Source organism: Dyella sp., assembly GCF_036746095.1.
GTDB lineage: Bacteria > Pseudomonadota > Gammaproteobacteria > Xanthomonadales > Rhodanobacteraceae > Dyella_B.
Map to the genome: position 1 here is coordinate 66,907 of NZ_DAIOEU010000014.1, position 16,097 is coordinate 83,003.

Below are 16,097 nucleotides of genomic sequence, written 5' to 3' on the forward strand. Positions count from 1 at the left end.
TCATAACACTTTGGCGCTCACGTAGAGTGGCCGCCGCACTGGAGACTCCTATGGGCACAACCAAGCCCCACGAACATGACCATCATCACGACCATAGCCATGGCGTGGCACCGGATGCGGACAAGAAGTACCTGACCATCGCGCTGTTGCTGCTGCTCGGCTTCATGGCGGTCGAGGTGGTGGTCGGCATCCTGGCCAAGTCGTTGGCCCTGATTTCCGATGCCGGGCACATGCTCACCGATGTGGGCTCGATCGGACTGGCGCTTGTCGCGATGCGTCTGGCCAGCCGCCCGGCCAGTGGCAGCTACACGTTCGGACTCAAGCGGGTCGAAATCCTGAGCGCCCAGGCGAACGGGCTGACGCTGTTGTTGCTGTCGGTCTGGTTCATCGTCGAGGCGATCCGCCGGCTGATCGACCCGCCGGTGGTGGAAGGTCTGCTGGTCACGGTGATCGCGGTGGTCGGTATTGGCGTCAACCTGCTCGCCGTGTGGGCGATGAGCAAGGCCAACCGGCAAAGCCTCAACGTGGAAGGCAGCTTCCAGCACATCCTCACCGATCTCTACGCCTTCATCGCCACTGCCATTGCCGGTGCCATCATCTGGTGGACGGGTTGGAATCGCGTGGACTCCCTTGCCGCACTGGTCGTCGCCGGATTGATGCTGAAAGCCGGTATCGGACTGGTGCGCGACTCGGGCCGCATCTTCCTGGAAGCGGCACCACGCGGTCTGGACCCAGTATCCATTGCCGAGGCGATCCGTGCCATGCCGGCGGTGACTCGGCTGGACGATCTGCACGTGTGGGAAGTGACCTCGGGCATGCCGGCACTGTCGGGCCACATCTACGTGAATCACGACATCGACTGCCACGATGTGCGCCGAGAGATCGAAGCGATGCTGCATGATCGTTTCGCCATCACGCACACCACCTTGCAAACCGATCACGCGACCACGGACGAATCGGCCCGCGCGACAGGCTGCACGTTCACCTCACCCGGCGCAGCGCACTAGACCCTCGCTTCGCAGCGGGGCGAAACCTTATCCCTGAGATGGCAATGGCGCGATGGCTGATGTCACGGACCGGCGAAACCACAGCCAGCCACTGAGCATGGCCAGTCCGCCCATCCCGAGGGCTCCCAGCATATCGCCGGGGTAGTGCACGCCCAAGTAGATCCGTGCCCAGGCCATCGGCAGGCCGAGCAGTGCGATCCCGATGCCCCAAGGCCGGCTGCATTGATTCAGCAACAGTATGCCGGCCACCACCCATTGCACAGTCAGATGGTCGCTGGGAAAGCTGCCGGTCGCCGCATGAGACACCCATGCTTGACCGACTCCAGCGACAAAGGGACGTGCGCGATCCCAAACCAAGCCGATGATCAGGTTCGCGAGCAATGCTGCAGCGGCGGCACCCGATGCTTTCAGGGCGATCAAGCGCATCGACTGGCGAGGAACCATCAGCATCCACCCAAGAAGGAGAGCTGTCAGGATCAACGGTCCATCGGCCAGGACGCGCGCCACATGAAGCATCGCTGGCGACGGTGGCACCGGCGAATGAATGGCGTTGAACAGTCGAAGGTCAACGGCGTAAACCATCGAGCCAAATCCCGAGATCGGCGACGTCATGGCTTGCCGTTCGGTGCAATGGCGGCGATCCGTGCGTCCTTCGCTTCGCGCAGAATGCCCAACGCCTCCTTCAGCACGTAGCAGGCGATGGCCGTACCGATCACCAGATCAGGCACGGCGCTGTGCAGAAGAAGCACCAGCACACCGGACACGATCACCGCCAGATTGGCGATGACGTCGGCCCGCGTGCATATCCAGATGGCGCGCAGATGCACTTCACCGTGACGAAATCGCGCCAAGAGCCTCAGCACCGTGGCATTCACGATCAAGGAAACGAAGGCAACGCTCATCATCCATAGGCCTTCCGGGTGGCTACCGGTCACCAGACGCCAGAGCACCCCCACCAGTACGCCGACGCCAAGAACCACCAGCAAGGTTCCATTCCAGTGCGCGGCCGACGCCTTGAAATAGGCGCTGCGTGTCCACGCCAGCAAGGCGATGCCGTAGGCGCAGGCATCGCCCAGCATATCCAGCGAATCAGCGACCAGGCCCATCGATTGGGCGATCAGGCCGGCCACGACACCGACCACGAACATGGTGGCATTGAGACCGAGCGCGATGCGCAGGATGCGGCGTTCCGCCTCGCTGGCGGCTTCGGCGTGGCAACCGCAGTCGCTCATGCGCGATCCTCTTCCGGGCGTGTAGTGGTGGATGCGGGCAATGCGTCGGGAGCGCTACGGCCACGAAGCATATTGAACATGAAACCCGCACTCAGCATCAGGACCACGGCGATTTGTGCGAGCAGCGTCTGCCAGGTCGGATAGATGCCGAGCAGTTCAATGTGCGGCACCGGGGCGACCGTCACCGACACCCAGCCAGCTTCCTGCAACGCGGCGATGCCCTTACCCGCGAGAACGACGGCCAGCACGGCGATCAGGATCGAACTCGCCGCGAAGAACTTGCCGATGGGCAGACGCCGACTGGTGCGCAGCAGGAGCCAGGCGATCAGTCCCAAGGTCACCGCGCCGGCCGCAATGCCGCCCAGCAGCCAGACTTCCTGGCCGTCGTTCCAGAGCGCGGCGTAGAACAGGATCGTCTCGAACACTTCCCGATACACCGAAATGAAGGCGAGGCCGAACAGGAACCACGCCGAACGTCGGTCGAGTGCCGCGGCCATCTTTTCCTTCAGGTAGGCCTGCCAGCGTCCACCAATACTCTTTTGGTGCATCCACAAGCCGACACTGAGCAGCACCACGGCGGCGAACAGCGAAGACAGGCCCTCGGTTAGTTCGCGACCGGCGCCACTGATCGAGATGGCATAGCTGGCCAGTGCCCAGGTGATCCCGCCGGCCACCAAGGCAAGAATCCAGCCGGCATGCACGTAACGCACTTCCACGCGTCGATCTGCCTTGCGCAGGAAGGCCAGCAAGGCGACGACCACCAGCAAGGCTTCCAGACCCTCGCGAACCAGAATCGTGAAGGCGCCGAGGAACGTGGCGGCCGGATCGCCCGCCGCATCCGCCGTGACCTCCTGCGCCTGCGCAAGCAGGACATCCACGGCGTGGGCCTGCTGGGTCACCGCCGGCAGCGCGGCCTTGCCCGACACCGCTGTGCGATAGGCGCCCATGGCCGTTTCGATGCGGGCGCGTAGCGCGCCATCGCGTGCGTTGAGCTGGGGTTCGATGGGTTCGACGCCATCGAGATAGGCCGACAATGCCAGTTGTGTGGCTTCCTTGGCGTCGCCGGCACGATAGGCCGCCAGGCTTGCAGCAAGTCGCCCCCGCGCAAGCGGAAGCCCCGTCAACGCCTGTTGCATCGCCTGCGGATGCGCACGCAGGTAACCGATGATCGCGCGGGCATGTTCGGCACCCAGTGCAGGAGCCAGTTGCGACACGCGTGCTTGCGACAACTCCTTCAGGTCCGCGATCTGCGCACGCGCGGCCGTATCGTGCTGCCAGAGGGTCGCACCGGTCGTGGCTTCGCGGGTATAGGCTAGCGACCCCACGTAGTACGCGAGTGCCCATCGCTCGTCCGACGACAGCCGGGACGAGTAACTGGCCATCGGCGTTCCCTCGACACCGTGGCTGATCACTTCGTACAGGGACAGCGGGCTGCGCTGGTCCGCACGCGCCTGGTCAGTGAAGTCCACCGGTCGCGGATTGAGCTGCAGCCCCACGGGACCATCGCCATGCCCGGTGGCGCCGTGACACATGGCGCACTGGTTCTGGTACAGCGTTGCGCCCTGCGTCAGATCGGGCGCTTGGGCCGGCGCGGTGGGTATCGGGTATGCCTTCAGCAAGGCATCGGCCAGGGCATGTGCCTCGATCGCCACCTGCGCTGGCGAGGCCTTCGCATCCACTGAAGCGATGAGCTGGTCGGCCTGGGACAACAACGCGGGTGTACCGGGCGTCGGCGGCAACGCCTGAAGGCGGCGATGCACGGTGGCTGTGAACTCCCGCATCTCGGCGTATTCAGACGCGCTGAGCACCGCTCCGTTCTTGACCGCGCCGGCGTAATCCGTGGCCAGATAGTCGATCATCTGCCATGTCTGCGGCACGGTTGAACTGACGTCTTGAGCATGCGCCCGCGGGAGTGGGAGTGCCCAAAGCAGAAGGGCGGCCACGGAGAGGTTGCGCAATATGCTGCGAATACGAGTCGTTATCATTCATGTATCGTACTCGACCTTGGCGAAACCGCCAATGCAATGCCTCCCGGCAGAACCCAAGAAACATGGTTGAAGGCGATCCCACCTCGCCAGCTCCAAGGCGTGATGGGCGAAAGGCTTGATTTTCAGTGATGGAACCTTCTACCCAACTCTCCGCAGAAGGAAACCTTGATGCCGGTCAGCTACGTTACCGAGGGACAACGCGACAATTACGGCCGGTACAACGGCAACCCGTCCAGCGACGAACTGGCACGCTACTTCCATCTCGACGATGCAGATCGCACCTACATCGCGCGCAAGCGCGGTCATGCGAATCGTTTGGGCATCGCATTGCAGCTGACGACGCTGCGCTACTTGGGAACATTTCTGGACGATCCGCTGGATCTCCCTGCGCTGGTGTTATCCACCGTTGCCAGGCAGCTGGATATTACGGACACGGATCCCTCCCTCGACGACTACCGGACAGGTGAACTCCGGTGGGATCATCAGCGCGATATCTGTCGTCAATACGGCTTCGTCGAAATCACCGAACCGCCTATCGGCTTTCGATTGGGTCGCTGGCTGTACGCACTCTGCTGGACGGGAACGGAGCGGCCCAGCGTCCTGTTCGAGCGAGCCATGACATGGCTGTTGACGCACAAGGTACTGCTTCCCGGGCGCAGCACACTCGAACGATTTGTCGCTCGCGTGAAAGCCCGCGTCGAAGAGCATCTTTGGCGGCGTCTGGGAACCCGTCTCTTGGACAGGCAGCGCGAACGCCTCGAACAGTTGTTGATCGTGCCAGCCGGCAGCCGCTACTCGCTGCTGGATCAGCTGCGATCGGGCCCCACGCGCGTCAGCGGACCGGCACTCATTCAAACGCTGATGCGACTACGGGAGGTTCGTGAGCTCGGCATCGACCTGCCCAGGGTGTCACACCTTCCGGCCAGTCGCGTCATGGCACTGGCTCGCTTTGCGGGAGCCGCCAAAGCCAGCGCCGTGAGCCGCTTGCCCGACGTTCGCCGCCTTGCCACTCTCGTAGCGTTTGTGCATTGCCTGGAAGCCACCGCGCATGATGACGCCGTCGAAGTTCTTGAAATGCTGCTGCGGGATGTTTTTTCCACAGCGCGCAAGGAGGATCGGAAAACACGCTTGCGCACGCTGAAAGACCTGGATCGTGCGGCCACGCTGCTGGCCGATGCTTGCCAAGTGGTGCTGGACAGCACGCTCCCGGACAAGAAACTACGCAAAGCCTTGTTCGCCAAGGTGCCGCGCGACGTCCTCGCCCAGGCGCTCCAGGAAGTGAGCAACCTGGTACGACCGCCCGACGACGTGTTTTACAGCGAGCTGAGCGAACGCTATCGGCGCATCCGGCGCTTTCTCCCCTTTGTGCTGGAGAATCTGCGTTTCGGCGCGAGTCCCGCAGGCGAGGCTGTGGTCGCCGCCTATGAATGGCTTCGCTCGCATCCCGGGCGATTCAAGGCCGACGACGACGTCCCGCGTGATGTCATTCGCAAACGCTGGCAGCGCTACGCGATTCGCGACGACGACAGCATCGATCATCGGGCCTACACTTTCTGCGTGCTCGACGAATTGCATACGTCGTTACGCCGGCGCGACGTGTTCGTCGCCCCCAGTTGGAAGTATGCCGACCCGCGCGCAGGGCTGTTGAGCGGCAACGAATGGGAGACTGCGCGCCCCATCATCTGCCGCACGCTCAGCTTGTCTCCAACGCCCTCGTCGGCACTCGTCGCGATCACCAAAGAACTCGATGAGACCTACCGCGCGGTAGCGTCCCGACTTCCGGACAATCCTGCGGTGCGGTTCGAAGGCGAGAACGACCTGGTCGTCAGCTCCCTCGACAAGCTCGAAGAACCAGCGTCTTTGCTGGCCTTGCGCGCTGCGGTTAATGAGCGTTTGCCACGCGTGGACATTGAAGAGGTATTGCTGGAGATTGCGGCCCGTACCGGTTTCACCGATGCCTTCACCCATCTCACCGAGCGGTCTGCTCGTGCTGCGGAGCTTCCGATCAGCCTCTGTGCCGTATTGCTGGCTGAGGCGAGCAACACGGGCTTCGAACCCCTCGTTCGTGCCGACATCGCTGCACTGAAACGATCGCGTCTGTCGTGGGTCGACCAGAATTACCTCCGCAACGACACCCTGGTTGCGGCCAATGCCATCCTGGTGGCGGCTCAGAACCGGTCGATTCTGGCCCATCAGTGGGGTGGTGGCGACGTGGCGTCAGCCGACGGGATGCGTTTCGTCGTGCCCGTGCGCACTGTGCATGCGGCCGCCAATCCGAAGTATTTCGGTCGGGAACGCGGCGTGACCTGGTACAACCTGATCTCCGACCAGTTCAGCGGTCTCAACCACATCACCGTGCCGGGCACGCTGCGCGACAGCTTGATCTTGCTGGGCGTGGTGCTCGAACAGCCCACCGAATTGCAGCCGACGCAGATCATGACCGACACCGGCGCATACAGCGACGTGGTGTTCGGGTTGTTCAGGCTGCTGGGGTACCGGTTCTGTCCCCGATTGGCGGACGTCGGCGGCACGCGATTCTGGCGCATCGATCCCGAGGCCGACTACGGCGACCTCAATGCCGTTGCCCGCCAGCGGGTGAAACTGCCATTGATCGAGGAGCAGTGGGACGACATCCTGCGGCTGGTGGGCTCGCTGAAACTGGGTCGTGTACCAGCCAACGGCATCATGCGAACCTTGCAGATCGGCGACCGTCCAACCCGTCTGGCCCAGGCCTTGGCTGAGTTCGGACGGATTGAAAAGACCCTGCACACACTGACCTATATTGACGATGAGGCGAAGCGGCGTAGCACGTTGACCCAACTCAACCGTGGCGAGGGGCGTCACAGTGTGGCGCGCGCCATTTTTCACGGAAAACGCGGCGAACTCCGGCAACGCTATCAGGAGGGTCAGGAGGACCAGCTGGGCGCGCTGGGCCTGGTGCTCAACATCGTCGTCTTGTGGAACACCATCTACATGGAGGCGGCACTGGATCAGTTGCGTCAAGACGGTTTTCCCGTACGGGATGAGGACGTCGCACGGCTGTCGCCGCTCAGCCATGACCACATCAACATGCACGGCCGATATTCCTTTGCCGTGCCCGAGGCAGTGGCCCGCGGAGAACTACGCCCGCTACGAGATCCCAACGATAGGGAAGGCGATTGAGAGGATGAGTGCCCCCGGAGGGGTGTTTGGCTATCTATATGGTTTCTATGGATAAATAGACCTTATCCCGGTTTTTCGTTCCATTGCTCCCCAAACCCCGGATACGCTCTTTTGCTGTCGGTATGGCCGCTTACCTTTCACACGTGCCTCCTGGTCACACGTGCCTCCTGGCACGTGCATGGTTAGTCCGTTCCGATCCCCTGGCCAACCCTTTCCCGCTAAACCCGCTTTTTGATCTGTCGTCTGCGTGCATGATGCAGCCGCGTCTAGCGCTGGCATCTGTCGTCTGCCAGCCTTTATGCTCGCGGTGGACAAGGGGAGGGATACCATGGCTCGAAAGTCTTCTGTGCCCGATTGGGTGTATTACTTGGTGGCGCTGCTCTGCTCCCTGGCTACCATTCCCATGTATCGGTACATGCTTGTGCATGCGGCGGATGGCGCTCGGTCTTCACCGCCGCCCGTGCGGGAACATTTGTTTGTTGAGCCACCCGTCCAGCCGGCACCGTCTTCTACCGTGCTCGTGCCGCTCGCTGCCGGTGAGTTGTGTGAAGCGGGCTATTTGGTGATTAGGAGCGGCAACGCGTATAGACAGGGCATGGGGGCTTATGGTCAGCCGGCTCGTTGTGTTCCTGGGTACACCTTTGCCCATGTGGTCCGTCCCGGTGATTCGTGTATGTCGTCGGGCGTCTGGCTACAGGTTTCGTCCGGCCGCGGTTTTCTGACGGATATGCGCTGCGTTCAAGGTGTTCCGTTTCAGCCGCGTTGATCCAACGCAGGAACGCTCGGGTGGTTCAGGCTTGAGCGCGTTGGCCGTACCTGGTGGGATGAGCCGGTCGCCGCGCATGCGCCAACCGGTCCAGGGTCCTTTAAAGTCGATTCTGCAAGTTTCGCTGTGGTCGTAGAGTGCGCAGGCGATTTCTTGCAGGGTGATGACGCGCCCGCAGGGGGGGGCGAAACTCTTGGCGGGCGTCGTCGTAGGTCCAGTTCAGGCGATGGCGTTTCCGTGACACAAAGCGGCTCCATGCGTTCGGAAAAAAAATCCATGCAGCAAGCCGTGTGCCAGCCGTCCGTAGGCCGCGAATTTAATTTGACATAATATACATTATGCGCAATTACAGATGTCCCGGCCGGGGATTGAGTTACCAAAGCTACGACCCTTTCGCTACGAAGATACGAGCCGTCAGTTCGTCGTAGCTTGGCAAGTTGATCCCCTCGGCCAGACCTTGCTCGTATTCGTCACGTAGAGTCTCTAGGATGCCGTCGTACTGCTCCAGCATTTCCTGGATCTGCATTCGGTCCTCGACCTCCGCGTCCGTGCGCGCTTCGATCTCGCTCAGTTCCTGCTCGAGGTCGCGGATTTTGAGAGCCAGCAACGGGATCACCACGGCCAAGTCTCGTTCGCTGATGGATCGCATGCATATTCCTCGTTTGATTGCTGTATCAGGAGTGACGGAAGGACTGTTTGCGAAGCTCGACGGCTTTGGCCAGCGCTGCGCGAGTCAGGTTGCCGAGCGCACCTTCGTACGCGTCGCGGCGCATCAGGTTGCGGCAGCGGATCGAATGATGCCCCCGATCGGTACGCGTAGGTGTGTGCTTGACGTCCAGCGAGCTGGGAATGGGCGTGCCCTCAGGTATGAGAAAGTAGAACCAACCCGCATAACCGAACCCGCCCGGCTCGGTGCTGACGGACACGCCCTCTTTCCAGCTGACAAACGGTCGGTCGCGATCGTCCCGGTCTTCAACGCCGCGCACCCAGATCGTGCCCTCCCCGTCAGTGAACGTCGTGACGTCGGGCGCCCGTACGGAGCCATCCTTGCGCGCGAAGCCGACATAATCGGGGAACAGGCTACCCTGGCCTTCTGCGTTGATGAAGCTCTCGCTCTTCTTTGCCGCATTGTTGCCTTTCCAGCGGGAGGATTTGCAGGATCGGAAGAGGTCGACGGGGACGTCCGCCATAGACATTTTTCTCCAGCAGTAAATGCGCCGTATGGTATCTGGGGATGCACGTGGGAGCCATGCCATTGGGACATGTAGGTCAGGGAATAACGTGGACTACGTATCAATCCACACGTCTTTAAAAAGTCACAAGTTCTGTCACTACCAACCGGCGTGGAATTGCCGCCTCGACACCGATCGAGCATCTGCTTACATATAGTCGCAGCAAGTTGGCAAGCATTTGCCCGCTGGCTGCGTCGAGCCGAAGGAACGACTAGGCAAGACCTAGGTCTGGTTCATCACACTCTTCGTTTGCCTACCGGTCTCGTCGTGGGCATACCTATACGTTCGGGTAATCACGTTCGAAATCGTGAGATCACCACACGCGGATTGAATCTCGGCAAGTCCCTGCGAGGTAACGTGAAAATAAACACCTTCTCCCCAGCTAACGCTATCGTCTATATCAATCGGGCCACCGTCCCGCCACCAAATCACTTGCGCGACGATATTCCCGGCGCGATTGACATAAGTCCAGCAGCGATCCGTATGGATCGACCATTGCAACGTTTTCAACCAATGAGAGCATAGGATCAAGTGATACTGCGGGATATCCCAGCCCCAGCTGTAAGACAAACGGCGCACAATCGTGGGTGCCGCCTCGTTCGTCAGATCAACGGCGTTGCCAAGCCAGACGGCTCTTGGCAGCAATTGAACCGCATCCTCAAAGTCTGCCACTTTGAGAAGGTTTAAAAAGGGCGCACGGAACCGTCCCACGTTATAGTCCGCTTGGCGCGCTTTGCGTATCCAAAACTGTGAAATTTCAGCCAAGACGCGCCCAGCGGGAGGCGTAGGGGAACGTAGATCACCTTCCGCATCACGCAGCCATTGCTCGCCAACCTCCTTGTCCATCCAACTCTTCTTATCTAGAGCGGGCCGTGTCAAGAAAGTCGGCCGGCATTCGGGCGCTATCGGGGACGCCGTGGAAACCGGGCACCCCATCAGGTGTTGGAGGAGTGGCACGTCTCGCTCCGTGAGGATGCCTGCCGAACGAAGTTCAGCCGCCACGTAGCGCAGCCCTCTCAACGCTGCCATGATGTGCGGTCGGCGATAGGTCATTTTCATTTGCAGCCGCCGTAACGTGGCCAGCAACCGTTCGGTACCAGCCTGACCAAAGGCTGTGAGGCCACCCCATTGTTCGATGAGCATTGCGCAACGGAGCCGTATTTGCGTTGGTGTGATCGAACCTTGGGCTAGTGCGTTGACCAAGTCTGGAAACATCGAGGTCCAGCCTCGGGTATCCAATATACGCATGGCACCTGATTCGTCATCGGCCAGGGCAGACTTTTCGTAGCTTTCATCGCCCCCTTCAAGAGCAAGCGAATAAAACGCAGGAAGTGTTGTTCGCGCCCTTGATGCAGGTGTTCCCCATTGTTCCAAAAGGGCTGATGCCGTTTCTGCAACGGCAAAATCTGCATGGTCGACCAAAGCGTGAACCCGTTCGCGCAAGGGGCCTGGCGCGGTATCGTGGTCGCTCCGCGATAGGATCTGCAAGGCTTCGACCGGTTCGTCCCCCTCCCCGTCCAAAAGCAATTGGACCAATCGCGCGACAATACCCCGCAATGACGGTATTGATGCAAGCCGCACTGCGCCGAGCTGGGCATGCCGCTGAAGTTCAGCGATCGGTGTTCTTGCCGCCTCCTGAAACAGCCGCGCGATGGCTTCTTCGTCGGTCGACTGGGTGCCATCAAACGTAAAGTGTCTTCCCAAGGCATGCTCGCGTGTGGTGCTAAGTTGTTCGGCCAACAAGTCCCATGCCGCGATCCAATCTGGTGATGAATCCAATACCGGCAAAATGTCTTCAATTTCCATCAAAACCGCCATAATGAATTCGCGGCCAGCGGCAAGAGCGCCAACGAAGTGTTCGTAAGCCAGCGTACGCGCCTTTTCTCCTTCCAATTGGACACGTGCCCGAAAGTATCGAAGGGCCCCTCCCCCCATCCATGGCGCCCAGGTCGCGGATCGGTCGTCCTTCACCTTGTATTCGGCAACAAGCTTCTGCGCGTAATCGCGATCGCCCGCATCAATCGCCATATCTACGAGCAGAAATCTCGACCGTGAATCAGTTTTCAACACCGATGCTCGTTCGAATACGTCGCGAGCATCCTCAAAAGTCGTTGATCGAGCCAGTCGGTTAAAGGCGCTTTCCGCTTCGAATTTGAGCTTGTCAAACCCTTCTTCTTCGAATGCGGCCTTGAGCGAAGCAAAATCCTTGATCTCGTCGTATTTTGCCGACGTTCCGGTATCGCGCTCGAATGGTGCTTCGGTGGACCATCGGTGCATGGCGTTGGCCAAGTCGGGCGCCACATACCCTCGCTCGAGTGCAGCCTGGTGTAACTTCTCCATAAGAAGGCCACGCAATGCGAACAGGCTATCTGTTTCGATGGTCTCTTGAAGTCTATTCACCAAGGCTGCCAGGTCGTTCTCAGGCACCTGGCTCATGGCAACATCTACAAATTCCCCAGACTGGCTTTCTCGATAGTACGGTTCCACGTAGAAAGGTAGCGATAACGACATCCAAGCCATCGCGCAACCCAATGCAAAATCCGGGCGGCGTTTGACGATACCTATGAGGATTGCGTCAACGGCGTTAGGCCATCCGGTCATGCCGTCATTCATCAGTGCTGTGGCGACGGCGAGTCCGGCGCCTGCATCATGCATTGCTGCCTGAACCATCATGGAGTGGGTCATGCGATGCGCGGCCGAACTTCCCTCCGTTTTGGCCATGCCGCCTATTTGCTGCATCAGCAATGCGACACGCTCGCTACGGCGTGCCGGGTCCAGATCGTTAGCGCGTATCAACAGCTCTATCCACGTGGCGTACTGTGGGTCTTTCTTGGGTGCGAGCGCATAACCGAGCGTGGCGTGCGGCACTTCGTTGAGAAGTTCACGCGCACGTGTCTCGTCACCAACCGTTGCAAAAGCAGTCGCCAGTTCGGCCAAGCCATTCACCTGCGAGCTTGGTGTGTGGTCCTGATAGGCAAGCAACGACTCCAGTCGACTTGAGGCCTCAACGGTGTCACCGGTTGCTGCGTAGACCGCAAGAGCAACGTGTCGCCGTAAGTTAGGACGTATCCCGCTCTGTTCATCCGCAGTGACAAAAGCGCGATCGAATGCCCCTAATACATCCTGAAATTCTTGCTTACCACAAAGCGCCGCGGCCTTAATAAAGGCGCGCCCTAGTACCGGTGCAGCCATCACCACGCGGCGCACAGCAAAGAAATCGTCGCCGCCCCGGGCACGAACTTGCGATAAGTATGCGAGGGCCGTTTGGGTGGCGCGATGTACTTCCCCTTGTGCACGAGGATGACTCGCGTGCAATCTTCCGAGAAGCTTGCCCGCAGCAATGGCATGAATCTGAAGGGGGCGCAAGACTGCGTGCTCAGATTGGGTGGCCTCCCCGAATGGACGCTCGAGAACTGTGGCCAACCTGGCATGCTTGATGATCGCTTGTGTTAAATACTCAGGCGCATCCTCGGCAGTCTCTTTGTCGAGCATGGATATCGCGGGTGGTACAAGCCCATCAAAAATTCTATGCGCCGTTTCCCACTCACCGACGAGCACCATGCTCCATGCCATGCTGCGGCGCCACGCATTGGGCAATTCCAGAAAGTGAACGTCGACAATGAGTGAACGCAGCAAGGCGAGCGTACGTTCCGTAGCAGCGGTGGCGTGTGCCGATAGACCAGCCTCTGCGAACAGGGGGAGCATTCGGTCCTCAGGTACCTTTAGTTGTTCAGCAACCTCTCGAATGTCCGCTTCGGGGCGGGACGCTACAATGGCCAAGGTTGCGGCGTAACTCAGATTATGAGTCAGCTCGTGCTTTTCAGCCTCCTGTTCTTCCTGGGGGAGATGGCTAGCGGTGACGGTGGCAGCGGCTAATCGCTGAATCGCCTTATTAATTGATTCAATATCCCTAAAATGAACGGCGCGTCGGACCCACCCAAACAGCTTGCATGAGTTGTCGCGCAGTCTTTGCGCGTCCATACGACCTGTCAGTAGCTGTTGCAGCGGCTCTAATTTTTCGAACAACTCCCTCGCTCGGCTGAAGGATCCTCTCTCCAGGAATGCATCAACGATCTCATAACCATAGTGACCGTACTCCTCAGCCAGCGCTTCAGCGGCATCAATGTCACCCGTTGCCAGTAAGGCTTCCGGTAGCTCCGTAGCACCTTCTAATGTGGTTGTGCGACGACCAATTTCGTCCTCGGAAAGAAGTAAGCGCAGAACAGCAGATGTGTCATATTTCGTCAACGATGCGGCATAAGCCAGCCGGATATCACCTTGTATATCACTGACTCTGCGCCCTTGAGCCAGTTGTTCTCGAAACCGCTTGGGCTGGGCAAGTCGCAAAACATCATCCGCATCACCGGCGCGCGCCAAATACCGAAGCTCTAACCAGCGTTGCGGGGTATCAGTTGGTGCATTGCGAGCGAGGGTCGCCAATTGGCGATAGATCTGCGTTGAATACGTGTGATCAATGTCGCCAAGCCGAAGGCGCGGCTTTCCCAAAATGAAAAGGCGAAAGCTGTTGTGAAAAACACTCCAGCCTTTCGAGCTCTTAATAAGCAAATGTCTGGTAGAGATGAGTGTCCGTTCAATTGCTTCCTCGGAAACAATCGTGGCTAACAAAGGCAAAGGCACAGGCCCCTCTGCCCTTGCAAGATAGCCCAAGACGTTATTCGCTTCATGGTCGTTCGCGATGCCTCGCCACGCCGATTCGTAGATGGCTTCAATGTCGCCTTCGAATTTTATGGAGCCGGCAAGGATATTTGCTTGCTCGTTCGCATTGGCGCTTCGGAGTGCTTCGATGATGTATCGCGTCACCAATGGGTGTCCACGCGAAAGATCGAAAACTTGATCGTGCGCAATGGAGTCATCCAATTCCATCTGGTCAGCCATCCGATGGACAGACTCTCGAGCAAGGGGAGCCACCTCGACTTGGCGACCGGTCGCGCTGGCTTGGCTGCGAACAGCGGGTTTCAAGTCGGTGAGATCGAGACGCTGCGTGCCCAGAACAAACAGCACTCCTTCGGGAATGGCCTCGGGGAGTGGCAATTCCGCCAATAATGAACGATCGGGGCGCTCTTCACGCGGAACGTGATCGAGTCCGTCAACTACAATGAGCGTTCGGAGTTTGTCTTCCTTATAGCGCCGCCCTGCTTCCTTGATGAGTTTGGCAAAATGCTCACGCCGCTCCGATAAGGTTTCGTTGTGGTAACGCAGTCCCAATAGTCCACTGTCCTTTAACTGAGCGGCGACATCATCAAGAAAGTCGTCTGCCTCGCCGCGCCCTAACCCTTGGCCGTTACCTGGAATGTAGGCCAGATAACGCACGACCAGTAACCCAGCTTCTGTTGCTAGGGAGTGCTGTAGTAGCGTGGATTTACCTGCGCCCGGTGGGCCGACCAGCGCCACATACCCGCTTAAGGCGTTACGGATGGCTTCGCGAAGCGAATGCTCGGTGATCGCATTTCGTTGTACGTAAGCACCGATGGGAAAGGAATGATGATGTCTCGTCCTGGTGCTGTCACGCCAATTGAGCTCGTCGAGCAACTCAGACTTGCTCCATCGATCTTTGTCCCGCGGATCAGCCACTAACCGGGGGAGCACTTTCGAAATCTCGATCGCAAGCCTAGCGCCTTCAGGGGAAAGTCGGTGCAGTTGAAAAAGATCTGCGCTCGATCCGCAGGTCAGATGAAATCCTCGAAAAAATTCGGCGAACGCCTCTTCCTCTAACCCAGAGGCTTGCAATAGCTCATCGAAAAATGCTTGCCACGGCCCGGCGCACCACTCGCTCAACGTCCGATCGCGATGCTGCTCCCACTCAAGGAGAAAAGCTGCACTATGCCCTACGGAAGATTTGTCCAGTGAATCATCAGTAGCGGGAAAATCATTCGTCACCAAGTGAATATTGACGACGCAACCTGGATTGTCGCGTTTTAACGCCCGCCATGCATCAGCTAGCGGATGCCATAGACCGTTGGCCCCCATGAGTAGAGTGCTAAGGGTGAATTTGCCTGGAAACTGTGACGTTTTGAACTGGTAGCCAACAATGCGATCCGCAAATCCAAGAACGACATCATCCGCGATGCCGGCTGACCGATCTGCCAAGCCAACCCAGAGCAAGTCAGCCCTGTCCAACGCGGCGTAGATGGCTGCGGCGGCAGAGTCGTACTGCCGTCCATACCCTCGCTGGGCTCGACGCTCTCCCTCACCGGGAGCGACCTTTTTTGAAGACATAGATACCTTGTTTTGGAATATCGGCAGACTAGTTTTGGCCAGACTTTATTGGCCGCTTGCCAATCACATTCTTTTCGGAGCGCAGGCTTTCAAGCAAATTCTAGTCGATACACTCCTCGACCATTGATATGGGTACTTGTCGCACTCTCAGGGGTTTAGCCGGCCATCGCCCTGCTCGATATACCGCCCGTTTGCAAAGACAAGAATGTTCGATCTCCTAACGTTTTGGGGAATGTCGGATAAACTGAAATCTTTTAAATATTGATTGAGGTCAATGGTAAGCCCAACGAGCTGATGGATTTCCTCTGCCCAACATTTCTCCACCAAAGACCAAGTAAGCAGTCCGCCACTTTTATCGACACTGCCTGTTGCTGAAAGGTCAAGCTCAATTGCGATATCTAGATCGCTATCGGGTCGATATACGCGGATGAATCGCTGGTCCAAGAGTGGTGTGCTTGACCGTGTGTTCCAGG

General features: G+C 59.0%; 9 protein-coding genes. 2 read left to right on the plus strand and 7 right to left on the minus strand.

The window, feature by feature from the left end:
- Nucleotides 1-50: 50 nt before the first annotated feature.
- Nucleotides 51-1,007 (plus strand): cation diffusion facilitator family transporter, encoded by a 957-nt coding sequence (locus V7M64_RS08700; protein ID WP_008209840.1) that lies wholly within the window; start codon nt 51-53, stop codon nt 1,005-1,007.
- Between the two features lie 27 nt (nt 1,008-1,034).
- Here the strand turns inward: V7M64_RS08700 and V7M64_RS08705 are convergent, their stop codons facing one another.
- Genes V7M64_RS08705 through V7M64_RS08715 form a run of 3 tightly spaced genes read right to left on the minus strand, consistent with a single transcriptional unit; the run spans nt 1,035 to nt 4,098 of the window.
- Nucleotides 1,035-1,619, minus strand: coding sequence for a phosphatase PAP2 family protein (locus V7M64_RS08705; protein ID WP_008216069.1), 585 nt, complete (start codon nt 1,617-1,619; stop codon nt 1,035-1,037).
- Entirely contained in the window at nt 1,616-2,239 is a 624-nt protein-coding gene (locus V7M64_RS08710; RefSeq protein ID WP_027489457.1) for a cation transporter, read from the minus strand. Before V7M64_RS08710 ends, V7M64_RS08705 begins: the two co-directional genes overlap by 4 nt.
- Nucleotides 2,236-4,098 (minus strand): FTR1 family protein, encoded by a 1,863-nt coding sequence (locus tag V7M64_RS08715; protein ID WP_027492554.1) that lies wholly within the window; start codon nt 4,096-4,098, stop codon nt 2,236-2,238. The genes V7M64_RS08710 and V7M64_RS08715 overlap by 4 nt, the downstream gene beginning before the upstream one ends.
- A 297-nt stretch (nt 4,099-4,395) precedes the next feature.
- On the opposite strand from V7M64_RS08715, the gene V7M64_RS08720 reads away from it, so the two are divergent.
- Entirely contained in the window at nt 4,396-7,389 is a 2,994-nt protein-coding gene (locus V7M64_RS08720; RefSeq protein ID WP_027489456.1) for a Tn3 family transposase, read from the plus strand.
- Between the two features lie 1,148 nt (nt 7,390-8,537).
- On the opposite strand, the gene V7M64_RS08725 is transcribed toward V7M64_RS08720, so the two are convergent.
- The 4 genes from V7M64_RS08725 to V7M64_RS08740 all read right to left on the minus strand — a co-directional run.
- Nucleotides 8,538-8,804 carry a hypothetical protein gene (locus V7M64_RS08725; RefSeq protein WP_333678614.1) on the minus strand — a complete coding sequence of 89 codons (267 nt, stop codon included), beginning with the start codon at nt 8,802-8,804 and terminating at the stop codon, nt 8,538-8,540.
- Nucleotides 8,805-8,829: 25 nt separating this feature from the next.
- Nucleotides 8,830-9,345: a hypothetical protein gene (locus tag V7M64_RS08730; RefSeq protein ID WP_333678615.1), complete on the minus strand. Its 516-nt coding sequence runs from the start codon at nt 9,343-9,345 to the stop codon at nt 8,830-8,832.
- Nucleotides 9,346-9,609: 264 nt separating this feature from the next.
- Nucleotides 9,610-15,624, minus strand: coding sequence for an ATP-binding protein (locus V7M64_RS08735; protein ID WP_333678617.1), 6,015 nt, complete (start codon nt 15,622-15,624; stop codon nt 9,610-9,612).
- Between the two features lie 147 nt (nt 15,625-15,771).
- The coding region (locus V7M64_RS08740) for a hypothetical protein (protein WP_333678619.1) at nt 15,772-16,097 on the minus strand (326 nt) is incomplete at its 5' end.